Genomic DNA, 17,187 nt, shown 5'->3' with positions numbered 1-17,187 from the left:
ATGCGTGTTTATGTTTATTCACTATTATGTGTTTTTATTTGAAAAGGGTATAGGAGGTGCCTATGGGCAAACGCTTTGTCAAGCAATTGGGGCAATTTATTGTCACTCTGTTTGGCATCACATTTTTGACATTTTGTCTCACCTATTTAGCTCCAGGGGATCCGGTTACCATGCTATTGGAAACGGCAGATACTATTGTATCTCAAGAACTGATTGATGAAACCCGTGCTCAATTAGGGTTAGACAAGCCGTTTATTGTACAGTATGCAAACTGGGTGGTCAATGCAGCTCAAGGTGATTTAGGGATGAGTTATTCTGCTAAAAAACCTGTAGTAGACCGTATGCTAGAATCATTACCTGGCACACTTGCGTTAGCAGGTACTGCATTGGTATTTACCATTATCTATGCTTTGCCAGCGGGGATACTGAGCGCGTACAATCGAAATAAATGGATAGATTATGTGCTGAGAAGCCTTTCCTTTGTAGGTGTATCTATGCCGACATTCTGGTTAGGACTCGTATTAATCTACATTTTCGGTTTAAAACTAGGTTTGGTGCCAATTGCATCATCTCGTGTAACAGCGACAGGCGTTATTTTGCCAGCCGTTACATTGGCGATTGTTGTAGGCTCTAAATATATGCGCCAGGTTCGCCTCGTTATCCTTGAAGAAATGCAAAAGGATTATGTTATTGGTGCAAGGGCACGTGGCGTGAGTGAAATGAAGATTTTATTCGGTCATATATTACCTAATGCTGTATTGCCATTGATTACTATCTTAGGTGTTCTCATTGGTTGGTTATTGGGTGGTGTAGCGGTAGTTGAAATGGTATTCTCTTGGCCGGGTCTAGGAAACATGGCGATCTATGCCATCACCATGCGTGACTATCCGTTGATCGAAGGGTTTGTGTTATGGGTTGCCTTAGCATACATGTGTATCAATGCACTTGTTGATGCATCATATGTTCTATTAGACCCTAGATTAAAAAGGGAGAGAGCATAATGAAAAAATTTATTCAAAAAAATAGATTGTTCTCTTTCTATACAATTCTGATGCTTATTATTGTATTCATCGCCATATTTGCACCATGGCTTGCACCAGGTGATGCGTTCACCTCCAATATGAGTCAAGCATTGCAAGCGCCAAGTAGTCAACATTGGTTTGGTACTGATAAATTGGGTCGTGACGTATTATCTCGTATCATTTATGGCACTCAATTATCCTTGTTTATGGGCGTATCCATTGTAGTGATTATGGTGTCTATTGGTACTGTTATTGGTGCCGTAGCGGGCTATTTTGGCAGTAAGGTTGAGATGGTTCTTATGCGCTTGGCGGATATTATGTTATCCTTCCCAGGTGTTGTGCTCGCCATTGCTATTGCCGGTATCTTAGGTGGTAGTATTGTGAATACCATTCTTGCACTATCTGTTGTAGGTTGGGCGAAATATGCTCGTCTCGTACGTTCCATGACATTGAAAGTACGCGGTGAAGAATATGTAACAGCAGCTGTTATGATGGGCGCATCCACATCGACTATTTTACGTCGCCATATTATTCCTAATATTATGCCACTCGTTGTTACAACAGGGGCCCTCGATATTGGGGCGATTATGATTGAAGTAGCAGGTCTTTCCTTCCTTGGTTTTGGTGCACAGCCACCTACACCAGAATGGGGGCTTATGCTAAATGAAGGTCGTCAATACTTGCAAACAAGTCCTTGGCTCATGGCCTTCCCTGGTATGTCTATTTTAATCGTAGTAGCTATTTTCAATCTTTGGTCTGATTCTTTACGCGATGTAGTGGATCCTAAGAATCAAGGTTAATCTTAGTTTTTGGAATCTTTATTAGGCCTTTGCGGCGTAATAATGATATATAAGCTTTGTATATTGTGTTAACAAGGAGATTTTAAATGAAAAAATCTTGGAAAAAGGCTCTTTTAGCAGGTCTTAGTGTTGTGATGATGGGTTCCTTCATCGCAGGTTGTGGTTCCAATAATAATGGTGCTGCTAATAAGGACGTTTTAAAAGTTGGTGTAACTAACTTTGCATCTACATTAGAACCTACAGAAAACTTCTTTGCATGGGTTGTTATGCGTTATGGTGTGGGTGAAACATTGGCTAAGTTTGACGAACAAATGAAACCTCAACCATGGATTGCATCTAAATGGGAAGTATCCCCAGACCATAAAACGTGGACGTTTACTATCAATGATAAGGTAAAATTCTCCAACGGTAAAAAGGTTGATGCAGCAGCTGTAAAAGCATCTATCGAACGGGCTTTTGAAAAATCCAATCGTGCAAAAACATTCTTCGAATATGATTCCATCGAAGCAAATGGCCAACAATTGGTAATTCATACGAAGAAAGAATATCCTAATATGCCTGGTCTTTTAGCTGACCCATTGTTCCTAATTGTTGATGTACAAGCTGAAAAAGATGGCCGTAACTTTGCTAAAGAAGGTCCTATCGGTACAGGCCCATACGTAGTTAAATCTTTCACAAAAGAACGTGCTGATATGGCAGCCAACGAAAACTACTGGGATGGCACAGTACCTTTCAAAACTGTAGAAATTCCTTCTATCGACGATCCTAATACGCGTGCTATGAGCTTGCAATCTGGCGATGTTGATATGGCGGTTAACATCGGTCCTGGTGAAATGGGCTTATTCCAAAATAACAATAAGTTTAAGGTTGATGAAATCGCATCCCTTCGCGTAGTATTGGCTCGTATTAACCAAAAAGGCGTTCTTGGTGATGACAAAGTTCGTGCAGCTGTTATTTCCGCAACAGATCGCAAAAATTATGCAGATGTATTGCTTAAAGGTACATTCATTCCTGGTTCCGCTCCAATTCCACCATCCATGGACTATGGTTTCAAAGATTTGAAAGATCCTAATGCGTACAATCCTGAACGTTCTAAACAATTGTTAGCCGAAGATGGTTGGAAAGATACTGATGGCGACGGCATTCTTGATAAAGATGGCAAACCATTAACATTCAACTTCGTAGTATATAATTCTCGTGCAGAATTACCACTTTATGCAGAAGCCGTTCAAGCTGACCTCAAAAAAGTTGGTATCGATATGAAAATTCAAACAGTTGACTATAACTTGATTGATAAAATGGGCCAAGAAGGCGACTATGATATGCTTATCTCCAATATCGTAACAGCTAATACAGGTGACCCAATCTGGTTCTTGGCTAACTATTGGCATACTAATATCGATGGTTCCAACCCACAAAATGGTTCTGGTTACTCTAATCCTCAAGTTGACCAATTGTTAGATGCAGCTGAAACAGAATTCGATCCTGCTAAACGCCGTGAATATGCAATTCAAATTCAACAATTATTGATGAATGATGGCGCTGCTTTATTCTTAGGTTACCCTAAAACTAATATCGTTACTGGTTCTTACTTGAAAGGTGCAGTCATGTACCCAAGTGATTACTACTGGATTACAAACAAAATTTCTAAATAATAAGGAGCTATAATGGCAGAAAACGTACTCACAGTAGAAAACCTTAGTATCGCGTATCAAGGCGTGCCTGCTGTTATGGATGTGAATTTTACCTTGGAACGCGGTAAGGTATTGACTATCGTAGGGGAATCCGGATCCGGTAAAACCACTGTAATCCGGGCCCTTATGGGGTTATTACCAGTCGGTGGTGAGGTGACAGAAGGAAAACTATTATTTAATGGTCAGGACTTGCGTAACCTTTCTAAAGATGAATGGCGTTCTATTCGTGGCAAAGATATGGCCATGATTTTCCAAGATAGTGGTAGTGCACTAGATCCAATTGTACGCATTGGTAAACAGTTCAGAGAATTATATAAGTCTCACATAGAAATCGATAATGACGAATGTGATCGTCGTGCTATTGAGTTATTAGAATCTGTTTCCCTTCCTAATGGTGCGGATATTCTTTGTCGTTACCCCCATGAGTTATCTGGTGGTCAACGCCAACGTGTCGGTATTGCCATGGCGTTAGCCTTGGACCCAGCATTGCTCATTGGTGATGAACCAACATCAGCACTAGATGTAACGACTCAATCTCAAGTTGTTATGCAAATGTTAGAATTGTCTAGAGAACATAACTCAGCTATCGTTATGGTAACGCATAATCTTGGTGTAGCTGCCTATATGTCTGATTACATCATCGTTATGAAAAAGGGCCGTGTTGTTGATGCAGGTGCTCCAAAGGATATCTTAGAAAATCCTTCTAACGAATATACGAAACAGTTGAAAGACGCTGTGCCGACATTGGGAGGAGGTCGTTACATTGACTAAATACGCTGTAGAAATTAAAAATGTATACAAACGATTCCCTCTTCCGACTGGCGGAGAGCTAGAAGCATGTAAAGATATCAACATTACCCTTGAAAAAGGGCAGTCTCTTGGTATTGTAGGTGAATCTGGTTCTGGTAAAACAACATTGGTTCGTATGATTATGAAGATGTTACCTATTACAGAAGGTGAAATCTACGTTGATGGTGTTGAGATTCAACACATGAATACAGAACAAACTAGAGAATATCGTCAAAAAATTCAAATGGTATTCCAAGATCCATCGGCAGCTTTTAATCCACGTATGAAGGTTAAGGATATTATTCTTGAACCACTATATAATTTTGGGCTTCTTGAAAAGGGAAAAGAAGAACAAATCGCTGGGGATTACCTTGAAATGGTAGATTTACCGCGTGAGTTTATGCATCGATTCCCACATGAAATGTCTGGTGGTCAACGTCAACGTGTAGCCATTGCTCGTGCTATCGTATTAGAACCTGAAATCCTAGTATTAGATGAAGCAACAAGTGCTCTTGACGTATCCGTACAGGATTCCATAGCGTACCTATTGGCTCGCTTACAAAAAAAGAAAAATTTAACATACCTATTTATTGCTCATGATATTGCTTTCATTCGTACAATGTGCCACAAAGTGGTTGTTATGTACAAAGGTGCTATCGTTGAAGAATTAGATGCATTCCATTTAGCTGATGCGAAGCATCCTTATACAAAGGTTCTATTGAGTTCTATCTTTGAAATTGGTCAAGATCATAAACCACTTACATTAGAAGAAGCTGCATTAGAGGCATAATAGTATATGCATGAGGCTCACTTTAAAATAAATTAAAGTGTATAGGTTAAGTAAAATAGCAGTTAGTTGAGAGGCTAACTGCTATTTTTTCAGGCTCTATAATAAAGGTTCTTAAAACAATATTGGGGCACAGGCGTTGAATATAATGGTTCTGGTTTCTCCAGTCCGCGCTTTGATGAATTGATAGCTCTTGGTGAAAGCGGGGCCGATCCAGTTATACGACGTAATGCCGTTATTAATGCGCAACAACTTATGCTAGATGAATCTGTAGCATTGTTCCTTGGATATCCTAAAATTAATATCGTAGGCAATAAACACATCGATGGTATTAAGATAACACCATTCGAATACTATATGATTACGAAAGATTTAAAACGAAAATAATCGCATCTCTTAGTTAGTATTTATGATACTTGTGGGGCTATATTATAATGCACTTAAACTGTATTATGGTATAGTCTTTTTGTTATGCGTTATTTTATATTAATGAGTGTTTTGCGTAACAAATTATTTATCCCAGTTATAATTATATAAATAGTTCTCATTTGCTTAACTAAATATTATAGATTATAGTGTTTTTATACTGATATAATAATTTATTTATATCGATAATTATTGAAAAAGTTAAACGTATAGTAGGAGGTTAACATGGGGTTTAAAAAGTATTCATTGTTTGGTGCTTTCATATTATTAGTGGGAGCTTTAATCTTTTCAGGATGTGGAAAAGATACGAATAAAGATACATTAAAAGTAGGTGCTATGTCCTATGCAGAGACTTTAGAGCCTACGGAGAATTACTTTAGTTGGGGAATTGTTCGTTATGGAATTGGAGAGAATCTCGTTAAATTTGATGATTCTATGAAACCACAACCATGGATTGCGTCTTCGTGGTCAGTCGGAGATGATTACAAGACTTGGACTTTTTCTATCAATGATAAGGTAAATTTCTCTAATGGTCGTAAGGTTACGGCACAAGCTGTTAAGGAATCCTTAGAGCGTACATTTGAAAAAAGTAAACGGGCAAAATCCTTTTTTGCCTATGACTCCATGGAAGCAAATGGACAGACTTTAACCATTCACACCGATAAGGTGTATCCTAATCTACCCGGACTACTAGGGGATCCTTTATTTTTAATTGTAGATGTTCAATCAGAACGAGATGGCCGTGATTTTAGTAAAGAAGGCCCTATTGCTACGGGCCCTTATGTGCCTATATCTTTTACTAAAGAACGCATTGAGTTAGATAAGAACGAAAATTATTGGGATGGTGATGTGGGATTTAAACATGTAGTGGTAGATTCTATTAATGATGTAAATTCTCGTGCTATGGCGTTGCAAGCAGGGGATATTGATATGGCTGTTAATATCGCCGCTGGTGAGTATGGATTATTTAAAGATAATAAGGATTATATTATTGAAGAAACCCCATCATTGCGTGTTGTTATGGTTCGAATGAATCATAATGGATATTTGAACGATATTAATGTAAGACGTGCTTTAGTGGCAGGAGCAGATCGTGAGAATTATGCAAAAAAACTATTTAAAGATACTTTTGTAGCGGGGAGAACTCCGTTGCCACCAAGTTTAAATTATGGATATAACGACATTAAAATTCCTGAAACGTATAATGTAGAACGTGCAAAAGCTTTATTGGCACAGTCTGGATGGGTAGATACTGATGGAGATGGTTATGTAGATAAGGATGGCAAGAAATTACGCCTTAATTTCTATACCTACACAGCTAGACCTGAGGTTATCTTATATGCAGAAGCATTGCAGGTTGATTATAAAAAAATTGGTATAGATGTTAATGTAGAGATTGTTGATTCTAGTGTAGTGGATAAGGTGACACGTTCTGGTGATTATGACTTGGCAATAACCAGTGTTTCAACTGCTAGCACTGGTAGTCCTGTATGGTTCTTAAAACAATATTGGGGGAGCAACATAGATGGCTCAAATCCGACCAATGTGTCTGGTTTTAGTAATCCTAAATATGATGAATTACTAGCTTTGGCTGAAACTACTGTTGATGATACACAACGATATAATGCGATTGTTGAGGCACAACAGATTTTGTTAGACGATAGTGCATCCTTGTTCTTAGGTTATCCTAAGATTAATATGATTTGTAAAAGCTATATAAAAGGGCTTAAGATTTCACCTAGTGAATATTACATCATTACAAAAGACTTGAAAAAAGAATAAGGTTTACTATTTATAATGCAATAAAAGGACTAGTCTTTGGACTAGTCCTTTGTGCTGTGCAAATATTATTTTTTACTATCTACCGCATCAAGATCATTCATATCAACCTCGTTGGCACGACTAATCATACGATTATATTTTACATATAATTGTGTATATGCTTCGCCATAGGAGGAGTTAATAATGATGTAATTTCTTGCTTCTGCAATAAATTCCTTTACTGCATCTTGGTATAGTTTAACAGCGGCTTGCGTTTCAGGTTTAGTACCTGGTTGTAATGCGTTTATGCGTTTAGTAATATCTTGTAGATTTGTTTCTACCTTTTGTGTATCTGTATTACCATCAGGATCGATGATATCTACTGTTTGAGATAATAGGATATTGAGCTCAATGAAGTTAACTGCATTGACACGATTTTCTTTAGCAAATTCTTTCATACGCTCAGAGTACAATTCATTGTTACGATTTTCAAGGGTTAAATCAAAGGCGTTATAAGCTGCATTGAATTGGTCTGCAAGTGGAACATATTGATTTGCTAAATTATCACTACCCACATAATTGTCCTTTTCAAAGGTACGGTCTGTATAGTAATTTTGGATTTGCTCGGATACAGGAATTAATTGTGTTAAAATAGCAAGCAATTCATCGGTCGCTTTATTAACATCCTCATAAGGTGTAGAGCTTTCTTGTTTTGCTGCTTCGAGTTGAGATTTTAACTCTTTGTAATTAGGTAATGTTACAGTCGTATTGTGCGAATGATTACGTAATTCTTCAAGGGTTGGTTGTAATTGATATGTATAGGCAACACTATTCATATTAAACGTATCGGCTGCCTCAATATAAGGTCGTAAGGCATTAATTTTATCCTCGATAGTAGAACGATATAATATTGTCGTTGATTTATTAGAGAGGAAGTGATATGCACAATAAATCCCGCCACTAATTACAGCAATCCCTAGAATTATGGCTAAGATTAATTTAATATAACCCTTTTTCAATTGCCTATACTCCTTGTAAAATCCGTTTATGTAAGTATTTTTGTAAATATATCTATATTTTATATATTCTATATACTCGATAGTACCTTTATTATAGCATAGAATCAGGGGGCAAAAAAGATACATATAAATGATAAATTATTAAATAAATATAAATTAAGGATGCTGTTTAGCAATGTTGTATGTGAAAGTATTTATTGATATGCAGTACAATGTAAGTTTATTTCATATTCGTATATTGGTATAATCAAATTAATAAATGGGAGGTGGTCAGCATGGAGTTTGAACGTCATTATAATTCTATTGAAGAAGTATTAGAAGTTGCAAAATCTGCAGAGGGGAAACTTGTTAAAGAATTTGATGTAAACAATCGACTAGAAAGTAAAAAGAATAAGGGTGGCATAGGTCAAATTATTGAAGAAGGTCTTTTTCAGAGAGCTGTTAATAGTCGTGCTGAAGCAGATTTTGCGAATTTAGATCTTGAATTGAAGGTAACTGGTTTAAAAAGTAATGCAAAGCAAACTTCTTTTTCTGCAAAAGAGCGCCTTGTACTTAATATAATTGATTATATGGAAGAGTATAAGCATATCTTTGAAGAGTCTTCTTTATGGCATAAGAATAAAAATATTCTTATCATGTTTTATCAATGGATTGATGAGATAAGTAAAGGAGATTTTCCTATACTTAAATCAGTGATTCACCAGTTTACAGATGCAGATTTAGCTGTTGTTAAGCAAGATTGGCAAATTATCATAGACAAAATCAAAGCGGGTAAGGCTCATGAGATTTCAGAGAGCGATACGATGTATCTTGCTGCTTGTACTAAGGGCGCTAATGCAAAGTCTATGCGTCAACAACCTTTTTCGGACATACCAGCAAAACAGAGAGCCTATTCTTTAAAAAGCTCATATATGACTGCTTATGCACGGCGAATTCTTATGGATGAGGATGTTATATCCGTTTTTAAACCAGAAGAATTACAGTCCAAATCAGTTGAAGCTTTATTACAAGAACGGTTTGCACCTTATATTGGTCGCACTATATATGAATTAAAAAAACATATTAATCTTGCAGAAAATAAGAATAAAGCAATGTATGCAAGTCTTATTAGTGATCTGTTAGGAATTAAAGGTACAAATTTAGATGATACAGAGGAGTTTGCTAAGGCTAATATAAAATTTAAAACAATTCGATTAGAACCTAATGGTGTCCCTCGTGAGCATATGTCATTTGAACAGATTGATTTTGATAGATGGCTTGATGCATCATGGGAAGAATCTCAAGTATATGAAACATTTGAAAATACTAAATTCTTATTTGTTGTTTTTCAATTTACTGAGGCCGAACGAGAGAATCCTAATAGAGTACCTTATTTAAAAGGTATTAAGCTGTGGAATATGCCAGAGCAAGTTATTGATACTGAATTAAAAGATTTATGGAAAACTGTGCATGACATATTAGAGGCTGGGGTTGAACTAACACAAACACCAAGAGGTGTCAAAAACAATTTGCCAGGATCTAAATTTAATGGAGTGTGCCATATTAGACCAAAAGCGGCTAATGCTGCTGATAAAGTTCAGTTGCCTGATGGGCAAATGATTACGAAACAAACCTATTGGTTAAATCGAGAGTATATTGCAGAGATAGTGCGCGGGTTATAATTTATGAATTTTAATAAGAAAGATAGATTTAATTTTACAGATGATCTATTGGGTGAACAGGCTGTAAATAAATTTTTGGTAGATTTTTTTTATGAAAAACTCAAAGAAAAAGGCGATATTATTGATTTTGAGGTTTCGAGAGAGTTAAATAAACAACATGCAGGTAGTGATGTTATTCTTACTCTTAAGAGTGGAAAAAGTCTTGTTGTAGATGAAAAAGCAGCTATCCATTATGCTAAGACTAATTTAAAAGAAAAAGCTATGCCTACATTTGCCTTTGAAGTATCGTATATGCATAATGGTCAATTAAAAGAGGGCTGGTTGACTAACTCTAAATATAGTTCAACACAAAGATATTTATTGTGTTGGTTATGGGTTCAGGATGGCACGAATAAATGGCGTATAAAGTATGATGACATTGTTCAAATTGAAGCTATGTTTTTTGAAAAGGCTGATATTCAAAACTATATTATGGAAATAGTCACTGCTGATACAGATATCGTAAAGTTTCATGCTGTAGTTTCTGATAAAAGAGTAAGTTTAGAAGAAAAAATCTTGCAAAAAGCACTTGATAAAATTTCTGAACCTGTAGGGGAAGAGACATATCCAAAGTGGTATTTAACTGGCGGGAATATATTATCAGAGCAACCTTTAAATATACTTCTTTATAAGAATCAATTAGAAAAATTAGCCAAATCGCATTGGTTAGTAACGAGAAAAGGACCCATAAGATTAGATAAATAATAGAAATAGATCTTGATCTTATCTCTAAAATCTGATATAATATGTTCGAGTAATTTATTGATAAGGGGTTATGATGAAGATATTTTCTATGTTTGATGGCGTTGGTGGGTTTATAGTCGGTCTAGAAAACTCAAGTAAAGAGATTTTTAAAACACTATATTCTAATCAGTATGAACCATCAAGAAAGATACAAGATGCTTACGAAGTAGGCCTATATAGATTTCCTAATATGGAACATATCGGTACCGATGTTGCACTAATTTCAAATGAAAAATTTGAAGAGATGGGCAAAAATGGTGTAGATATGATTGTAGGTGGATTTCCATGCCAGGATTATTCTGTTGCGCGAAGTAAAAAGAATGAACTTGGCATTGAAGGAAAAAAGGGGGTCCTTTTTTGGGAGATTGTCCGTGCGACCGAGGTTATTAAGCCTAAATATTTAATCCTCGAAAATGTAGACCGATTATTAAAGGCTCCCTCTAGTCAGCGCGGTAGAGATTTTGCTGTTATGTTAGCCGCATTTAATGAGTTGGGATATTCTGTTGAGTGGCGTGTTATTAATGCAGCTGATTATGGGCGTGCACAAAGACGTCGTCGGGTTTTCTTCTTTGTATTTAGAAATGATACAAAATGGGGAAAACGATTACATAAGACATATGAGTCTAATCTACCTAAAAAAGCAACTACAGAAGAACGCTTAGCACAATACCAGAATTATATTTTTGCAGATGGTTTATTTGGACGCCAGTTTCCAGTAAAGGATATGGCTGTTAAAAAACGTATTAACGCTAATCACTTAATAGGCGATATTGCAGAGGTTTCTGAAACATTTAATGATGGTAAGTTTTGGAATTCTGGGCTTATGACAAATGGATATTATTATACTATTGAAACAGATCCAATTGTTGAAAATCCAATTACAATGGGGGATATAGTAGTTCCAGAAGATACAGTTGATGCGAAATATTATATTATAGGTGAAAAGCTTGAAAAGTTCAAATATCTTCGAGGTCCAAAAAAAATAACGCGAACTTCTGCGGATGGTCATGAATATACTTATGCTGAAGGTGGCATGAGTGATTATGACTCATTGGAATTACCTGGAAGAACCATGCTCACATCGGAAGGTAGTGTCAATCGCTCGACTCATCTATTAAAAATTAATGGAAATTATCGTTTGATTACACCAATTGAAGCTGAACGATTACAAGATTTTCCTGATGACTGGACCAAGTTCAAACTTAATGCTAAGGGTGAAGTTGAAGAAGTATCAGATCGAATGAGAATGTTCTTTATGGGAAATGCACTAGTAACTGGTATTGTTAAACGCATTGGCGATGAATTACAGAAAATAGATAAGATGTAGTATTAAAGAGGCTTTTATAGCCTCTTTTTTACGTAATAATCGTTGCAGATTGTATTCTATACTCCCCTCGTATATAATGGTATTAACAGATTTGTATTTTTCGATATAATCACATGAAAGGAGTCATTATGTCTAATTTCATTACTCCTAACGAATTATTACCTATCATGGATGAGGTTATCATCCTCGATGCAAGAGGCTTTCAAGATTATGAACGAGGGCATATTACGGGTTCTTTCCCCGTGGATATAACTAAGGATTTAACGGGGCCTATCGGTGAGCATGGTGGTCGCCATCCATTGCCAGATATGGACCAGTTGGCTAGAACCTTAGAAGCATTTGGCGTTAATGAGCATGCTAAGGTTGTTGTGTATGATTCTTGGCTATTCTTGGCTGGACGTCTTTGGTGGACCTTACGTTATCTAGGGCTTACAGATGTACGAGTTTTATCCGGTGGTATTGAAAGATGGGTTAAGGAAGGTCATTTGCTTACTAAGGATCCTACACCATTGCCTGTGGAAACGACAACTTTCAACTATACATTGCAAACACATATGACTATGAGTCGTGACGAGGTGTTGGCGGCGAGCCAATCCGGTTCTCATGTTATTATCGATGCTCGTGCGCCTGAACGCTATGATGGATCTGTAATAGATGTAATGGACGGCATGACCGGACATATACCAGGTGCTATTAATCATTTTTATGAAAGTGGTTATACCGCTGAAGGACCACGTCCTATTAAGGATTTAGAAATTGAATTCGAGAAGGAACTTCATCAGCAAAAGCCTATAGTTAGCTATTGTGGTTCTGGTGTTACCGCTTGTAACACCTTGCTCGTTATGAGTGAGGTTGGTCTTGCGTCTGCCTTATATGTGGGTAGTTCCAGTGATTGGGTAACCTACGATGATTTCCCAATTCAAACGGGGGTTGAAACGCTATGAGAATGTTAAACCATATATTATCTGTCATTGCTTTTTCGTATTTATGTTACCATCTGTACACCTATGGCCCCGGATTGTTTAATGTAACCGTTATGGTTATTTTCCTACTATCCGTTGTGGCGAATTATTTTAGATATCGCAAGGAAAATGAGCTGAAAGCCAATGAAGCGGCTCGCCAAGCCCGTGCTCAAGCTAAGCATGATCGAAAACATAAACGTGCTCGTGAAAGCTAACTTTCACAAAAATAATAATGTTTATATACCTAATAAGGAGTATTTATGAAATTAATATCTTGGAATGTAAATGGATTACGTGCAGCCGTAACAAAAGGCTTTATGGACTCCTTTAATCAATTAGATGCAGATATTTTCTGCTTACAAGAAACAAAATTACAACCTCATCAAATCGAATTAGAATTACCGGGCTATGAACAATTTTGGAATAGTGCCGTAAAAAAAGGCTATAGTGGAACGGCTGTGTTCACGCGTGTTAAACCGATTGCCGTAACGAATGGTATTGGCATTGAAGAGCATGATCAAGAGGGTCGCGTTATTACTGCTGAATACGATAATTTCTATCTCGTTTGCTGCTATACGCCCAATAGCCAACGTGAATTAGCGCGTCTTGAGTATCGTATGTCCTGGGAAGATGCTTTCCGCGAATATCTATTAGAATTAGATAAAAAGAAACCTGTTATTCTTTGCGGTGACCTCAATGTGGCTCACAATGAAATCGACTTGAAGAACCCTAAAACAAATCGGAAAAACGCTGGCTTCTCCGATGAAGAACGGGCTAAGATGACAGAATTGTTAGAGTCTGGTTTTACCGACACATTCCGCTATCTCTATCCTGATGCGGTTGATGAATATAGCTGGTGGTCCTACATGGGGAAAGCCCGCGATAGAAACGTAGGATGGAGAATTGACTACTTTATTACATCTAAACGCTTAGATGATAAGATTAAAGAGGCTAAAATCCATCAACAAGTATTTGGCAGCGATCACTGTCCAGTAGAACTCGATATTGAACTATAATATGTGGCATAGTGAAAGTATAATTTCATAGATGTCTAAATTAACTAACAAAGCCTCATCTGCGGATGAGGCTTTCATAAGGAGGAACGATGGCACAAAAGCAAAAAGCCGTTGTATTATTTAGTGGCGGCGTAGACAGCACAACCTGTTTGGCGCTCGCCATTGAGCGATTTGGGAAAGAAAATGTAGTGCCCTTATCCATACAATACGGCCAAAAACATAGCAAGGAATTAGAGGCTGCAGCCAACGTATTATCATACTACGGCATAGAAGGCAAAACGATGGATGTAACAAAACTGTTTGCATTCAGTAATTCATCCCTATTGAAGCAGTCTACAGAGGACGTCCCTACTGGTTCCTACAAGGAACAACAAGATGAACATGGGGACGGACCCGTTAGCACCTATGTACCATTTAGAAACGGCCTATTCCTATCCGCTGCGGCATCCTTAGCCTTATCCCTCGATTGTGGCTATATCTATTATGGCGCCCATGCCGATGATGCAGCTGGCAATGCATACCCAGACTGCACAGAAACATTCTACGCATTTATGGGTAATGCCATCTTTGAAGGCTCCGACAAAGAATGCTCTCTAGAGGCACCATTTATTAATAGCAACAAAGCCGACATAGTCCGCGAGGGCTTGCGCCTAGGCGTGCCATACGAACTCACTTGGTCCTGCTACGAAGGCGGCGACCACCCATGCGGTCATTGCGGCACCTGCATCGACCGGTTAGAAGCCTTCCGCGCAAACGGTGTAGAAGACCCTGCAAATTAGCAGGTTAAGGCCTTCTTCTACGAGAAATTGCTAGCTTTGTAGTTTGTAGCCTTTCGAGTACGTGGATAGAAAATCATAGATTATGATTGCTATACGTATAGAGTGAGGTCGACTAGGTCTTTCCCAAAACGACTTTGGCCCTGCGAAGGCCGTAGGCCGAAGTCAGACCCGGCCGGTGGAGGCTTTGGGGAGGACCTAGTCGGCCCCTGCTTTATTGCTATAGCAGTAAATATATGATATTATAGACGTGTTGCCGAAAGGCCAAAAACTACATAAGACAGTTTGAAACCATCCTGTCTCTAAACAAAACTACGGAAAACATAAGCACATTCGAGTATGGTAGTTTTGCCATGCTCTTTTTTATTGAAAAGGAGGTGAGTGCATGATTTCTACACGAAAGTTAACGATTTCTGCTATGGTAGTAGCATTGTATATTGTTCTTATTTATATTACTCAAGGTATTTCCTTTGGGGCGTACCAAATTCGTATAGCCACATCTTTATATGCACTTGCTTATGCCTTTCCGTTCTTAATCGTTCCTATGGGCATAGGTAACCTCATTTCTAACTTTTTATTCGGCGGACTTGGTATCCTTGATATGGTAGGCGGCTTTGGTGTCGGTATATTGACGACGGGAATCATCGTATTGATGCGTCGCGCTGGTTTTAGCGCATGGTGGGCGATGATTCCAATCATCTTGGTACCAGCTCTATGCGTACCATTATGGCTTAGCCCACTTATTGGTGTGCCGTATTGGGCATTGGTAATCAATTTATTAATTGGTCAAACGATTCCTGGCGTAGTAGGGGCCACTTTGGTGAAAGCACTCGTATCTCGTCGCACAATGGTTGCTTTGATGGGCTCTATTAAATAATTACATAATATGTAACTGAAAAGGACTGACTTTCAAATGAAAGCCAGTCCTTTTCGTTATATGAAATTTTGGGAGAAAAACCTTAGCAATTGTAGCCGCGAAGTGTTGTTTCAATGACAAGTCTTTCGAGGGCTACCATATATGCAGCTAAGCGAGGCGCAACATTGTATTTTTGTTGCATTTGCCATACTGCTTCAAAGCTGTTTTGCATATTCTTAGTGAGGCGTTCATTAACCTCTTCAAGGGACCAGTAGAATCCTGCCTTGTTTTGGACCCATTCATAGTAGGATACAACTACACCACCGCCATTAGCAAGTACGTCAGGAATGATATCGATGCCTTTTTCGAAGAAGTATTTGTCTGCATCATTTGTCGTAGGGCCATTAGCACCTTCTAAGATAATCTTAGCTCGTACATTTTCCATGTTGTCCTTGTTGAGTTGGTTTTCAAGAGCTGCAAGATAGAGTATATCTACATCTTGTGCTAATAATTCTTGACCAGAAATAGTTGTCATTCCTGGTTCGGAGTAACCTACTAAAGAACGACCATGAGAGTTAGCGTATTCATATGCTTTTTCTACATCAAGACCATTCGGATTGTAAAGGTTAACAGCTACGTCACCAATTGCGACAACCTTAGCACCTGCTTCTGCGATAAGACGAGCACCTACGGAGCCTACATTACCGAAACCTTGAACCGCAACTGTCATATTTTTAATATCTAAGCCTTTTTTAGCTAAGTAGCATTGCAATGCGATGAGGCAACCACGACCAGTTGCTTCGTTACGACCTAGGGAGCCACCTACTTCGATAGGTTTACCTGTAACGATGCCAGGGCTCCATTCACCTTTTAATGTGCTGTATTCATCAGCAATCCAGCTCATGATTTGCGCATTAGTATTTACATCTGGTGCAGGAACGTCTGTATTAACGCCGATGATAGGCGCAATGCGACGAACGAAGTTACGTGTTAAGCGTTCTAATTCGCGAGGGTTCAATGTTTTAGGATCAACCTTGATACCGCCTTTACCACCACCATAAGGGATATTGGCAATAGCATTTTTGATTGTCATCCAAGCAGCTAATGCACGTACTTCGTTTTCATCAGAATCTGGATGGAAACGAAGCCCGCCTTTCGCACTACCACGCAATGTGGAGTGCTGGCAACGATAACCTTCATATACGCGAACTTCGCCATTGTCTAATTGTAATGGAACAGCCACCTTGAGTTCCCTCTCTGGATGGCGTAATACTTCGTAATCATTTCTTGTGTAGCCAAGTCTTTCAGCAGCTACATCAAGTGTGTTTAACATGTTTTCGTATGGATTATAATTTTGCATATAAGTTCCTCCTGAGATTTCAGAATTGAATTGATAGTTTAAAAGCCTTGCTACTTACTATATTCGACATTGGCTATCGAATAACCTACATGAAATAAGAACTATATTCTATAGTTAAATGGTTTCAAAATAAAAGAGGACGATGAAA

17 protein-coding genes are annotated in these 17,187 nt (G+C 38.0%); 15 read left to right on the top strand and 2 right to left on the bottom strand.

What is annotated here, in order from left to right; all coding sequences use genetic code 11:
- Positions 1-62 precede the first annotated feature (62 nt).
- The 7 genes from nikB (at position 63) to VEI_RS09635 (ending at position 7,300) form a co-directional block, all read left to right on the top strand.
- The gene (gene nikB, locus VEI_RS09665; protein WP_059364691.1) at positions 63-1,001 is read left to right on the top strand and encodes a nickel ABC transporter permease; all 939 of its coding nucleotides are present in this window, start codon (positions 63-65) and stop codon (positions 999-1,001) included.
- Positions 1,001-1,822, top strand: a complete 822-nt coding sequence (gene nikC, locus VEI_RS09660; protein WP_059364689.1) for a nickel transporter permease — start codon at positions 1,001-1,003, stop codon at positions 1,820-1,822. The genes nikB and nikC overlap by 1 nt, the downstream gene beginning before the upstream one ends.
- 86 nt (positions 1,823-1,908) lie before the next feature.
- Entirely contained in the window at positions 1,909-3,477 is a 1,569-nt protein-coding gene (locus tag VEI_RS09655; RefSeq protein ID WP_059364686.1) for an ABC transporter substrate-binding protein, read from the top strand.
- A gap of 12 nt (positions 3,478-3,489) precedes the next feature.
- The gene (locus tag VEI_RS09650) at positions 3,490-4,287 is read left to right on the top strand and encodes an ABC transporter ATP-binding protein (protein ID WP_059364683.1); all 798 of its coding nucleotides are present in this window, start codon (positions 3,490-3,492) and stop codon (positions 4,285-4,287) included.
- Entirely contained in the window at positions 4,280-5,095 is an 816-nt protein-coding gene (locus VEI_RS09645; protein WP_059364681.1) for an ABC transporter ATP-binding protein, read from the top strand. Before VEI_RS09650 ends, VEI_RS09645 begins: the two co-directional genes overlap by 8 nt.
- Positions 5,096-5,275: 180 nt before the next feature.
- Positions 5,276-5,479, top strand: a complete 204-nt coding sequence (locus VEI_RS09640; RefSeq protein ID WP_059364679.1) for a hypothetical protein — start codon at positions 5,276-5,278, stop codon at positions 5,477-5,479.
- Positions 5,480-5,743: 264 nt separating this feature from the next.
- Positions 5,744-7,300: an ABC transporter substrate-binding protein gene (locus VEI_RS09635; RefSeq protein WP_059364676.1), complete on the top strand. Its 1,557-nt coding sequence runs from the start codon at positions 5,744-5,746 to the stop codon at positions 7,298-7,300.
- A 65-nt stretch (positions 7,301-7,365) separates the two neighbouring features.
- Here the strand turns inward: VEI_RS09635 and VEI_RS09630 are convergent, their stop codons facing one another.
- Entirely contained in the window at positions 7,366-8,298 is a 933-nt protein-coding gene (locus VEI_RS09630; RefSeq protein ID WP_059364675.1) for a DUF3829 domain-containing protein, read from the bottom strand.
- Positions 8,299-8,573: 275 nt separating this feature from the next.
- Between VEI_RS09630 and VEI_RS09625 the strand changes: the two genes are divergently transcribed.
- From VEI_RS09625 to VEI_RS09590, 8 genes are all read left to right on the top strand, one after another.
- Positions 8,574-9,959: a Sau3AI family type II restriction endonuclease gene (locus VEI_RS09625; RefSeq protein WP_059364672.1), complete on the top strand. Its 1,386-nt coding sequence runs from the start codon at positions 8,574-8,576 to the stop codon at positions 9,957-9,959.
- A 3-nt stretch (positions 9,960-9,962) separates the two neighbouring features.
- A complete protein-coding gene (locus VEI_RS09620; protein ID WP_059364669.1) occupies positions 9,963-10,703 on the top strand; it encodes a hypothetical protein in 741 nt (246 codons plus the stop codon).
- Between the two features lie 70 nt (positions 10,704-10,773).
- Complete coding sequence (dcm, locus tag VEI_RS09615; RefSeq protein WP_223209367.1) at positions 10,774-12,069, top strand: DNA (cytosine-5-)-methyltransferase; 1,296 nt, start codon at positions 10,774-10,776, stop codon at positions 12,067-12,069.
- A 128-nt stretch (positions 12,070-12,197) separates the two neighbouring features.
- Positions 12,198-13,013 carry a sulfurtransferase gene (locus VEI_RS09610; RefSeq protein ID WP_059364664.1) on the top strand — a complete coding sequence of 272 codons (816 nt, stop codon included), beginning with the start codon at positions 12,198-12,200 and terminating at the stop codon, positions 13,011-13,013.
- Complete coding sequence (locus VEI_RS09605; protein ID WP_059364663.1) at positions 13,010-13,246, top strand: hypothetical protein; 237 nt, start codon at positions 13,010-13,012, stop codon at positions 13,244-13,246. The genes VEI_RS09610 and VEI_RS09605 overlap by 4 nt, the downstream gene beginning before the upstream one ends.
- Before the next feature lie 45 nt (positions 13,247-13,291).
- Positions 13,292-14,047, top strand: coding sequence for an exodeoxyribonuclease III (locus tag VEI_RS09600; protein ID WP_059364661.1), 756 nt, complete (start codon positions 13,292-13,294; stop codon positions 14,045-14,047).
- Between the two features lie 89 nt (positions 14,048-14,136).
- Positions 14,137-14,826 (top strand): 7-cyano-7-deazaguanine synthase QueC, encoded by a 690-nt coding sequence (gene queC / locus VEI_RS09595; protein WP_059364659.1) that lies wholly within the window; start codon positions 14,137-14,139, stop codon positions 14,824-14,826.
- 382 nt (positions 14,827-15,208) lie between these two features.
- Positions 15,209-15,700 (top strand): QueT transporter family protein, encoded by a 492-nt coding sequence (locus tag VEI_RS09590; protein WP_059364657.1) that lies wholly within the window; start codon positions 15,209-15,211, stop codon positions 15,698-15,700.
- An 82-nt stretch (positions 15,701-15,782) separates the two neighbouring features.
- Here VEI_RS09590 and VEI_RS09585 read toward each other — a convergent pair whose 3' ends face one another.
- Positions 15,783-17,039: a Glu/Leu/Phe/Val family dehydrogenase gene (locus VEI_RS09585; RefSeq protein ID WP_059364655.1), complete on the bottom strand. Its 1,257-nt coding sequence runs from the start codon at positions 17,037-17,039 to the stop codon at positions 15,783-15,785.
- Positions 17,040-17,187 lie beyond the last annotated feature (148 nt).

Origin of the sequence: Veillonella tobetsuensis (genome assembly GCF_001078375.1) — a bacterium.
In the GTDB taxonomy this organism is placed as follows: Bacteria; Bacillota; Negativicutes; order Veillonellales; family Veillonellaceae; genus Veillonella; species Veillonella tobetsuensis.
Note: the sequence above shows the minus strand (reverse complement) of the source record. Positions and strands in the feature narration are given on the sequence as shown.

What these genes read in the sequence shown, in the direction of transcription:
- VEI_RS09635 (WP_059364676.1), top strand. Translation starts at nt 5,744, where the DNA reads ATGGGGTTTAAAAAGTATTCATTGTTTGGTGCTTTCATATTATTAGTG.
- dcm (WP_223209367.1), top strand. Translation starts at nt 10,774, where the DNA reads ATGATGAAGATATTTTCTATGTTTGATGGCGTTGGTGGGTTTATAGTC.
- VEI_RS09590 (WP_059364657.1), top strand. Translation starts at nt 15,209, where the DNA reads ATGATTTCTACACGAAAGTTAACGATTTCTGCTATGGTAGTAGCATTG.
- nikB (WP_059364691.1), top strand. Translation starts at nt 63, where the DNA reads ATGGGCAAACGCTTTGTCAAGCAATTGGGGCAATTTATTGTCACTCTG.
- VEI_RS09655 (WP_059364686.1), top strand. Translation starts at nt 1,909, where the DNA reads ATGAAAAAATCTTGGAAAAAGGCTCTTTTAGCAGGTCTTAGTGTTGTG.
- queC (WP_059364659.1), top strand. Translation starts at nt 14,137, where the DNA reads ATGGCACAAAAGCAAAAAGCCGTTGTATTATTTAGTGGCGGCGTAGAC.
- VEI_RS09600 (WP_059364661.1), top strand. Translation starts at nt 13,292, where the DNA reads ATGAAATTAATATCTTGGAATGTAAATGGATTACGTGCAGCCGTAACA.
- VEI_RS09625 (WP_059364672.1), top strand. Translation starts at nt 8,574, where the DNA reads ATGGAGTTTGAACGTCATTATAATTCTATTGAAGAAGTATTAGAAGTT.
- VEI_RS09620 (WP_059364669.1), top strand. Translation starts at nt 9,963, where the DNA reads ATGAATTTTAATAAGAAAGATAGATTTAATTTTACAGATGATCTATTG.
- nikC (WP_059364689.1), top strand. Translation starts at nt 1,001, where the DNA reads ATGAAAAAATTTATTCAAAAAAATAGATTGTTCTCTTTCTATACAATT.
- VEI_RS09605 (WP_059364663.1), top strand. Translation starts at nt 13,010, where the DNA reads ATGAGAATGTTAAACCATATATTATCTGTCATTGCTTTTTCGTATTTA.
- VEI_RS09585 (WP_059364655.1), bottom strand. Translation starts at nt 17,039, where the DNA reads ATGCAAAATTATAATCCATACGAAAACATGTTAAACACACTTGATGTA.
- VEI_RS09650 (WP_059364683.1), top strand. Translation starts at nt 3,490, where the DNA reads ATGGCAGAAAACGTACTCACAGTAGAAAACCTTAGTATCGCGTATCAA.
- VEI_RS09610 (WP_059364664.1), top strand. Translation starts at nt 12,198, where the DNA reads ATGTCTAATTTCATTACTCCTAACGAATTATTACCTATCATGGATGAG.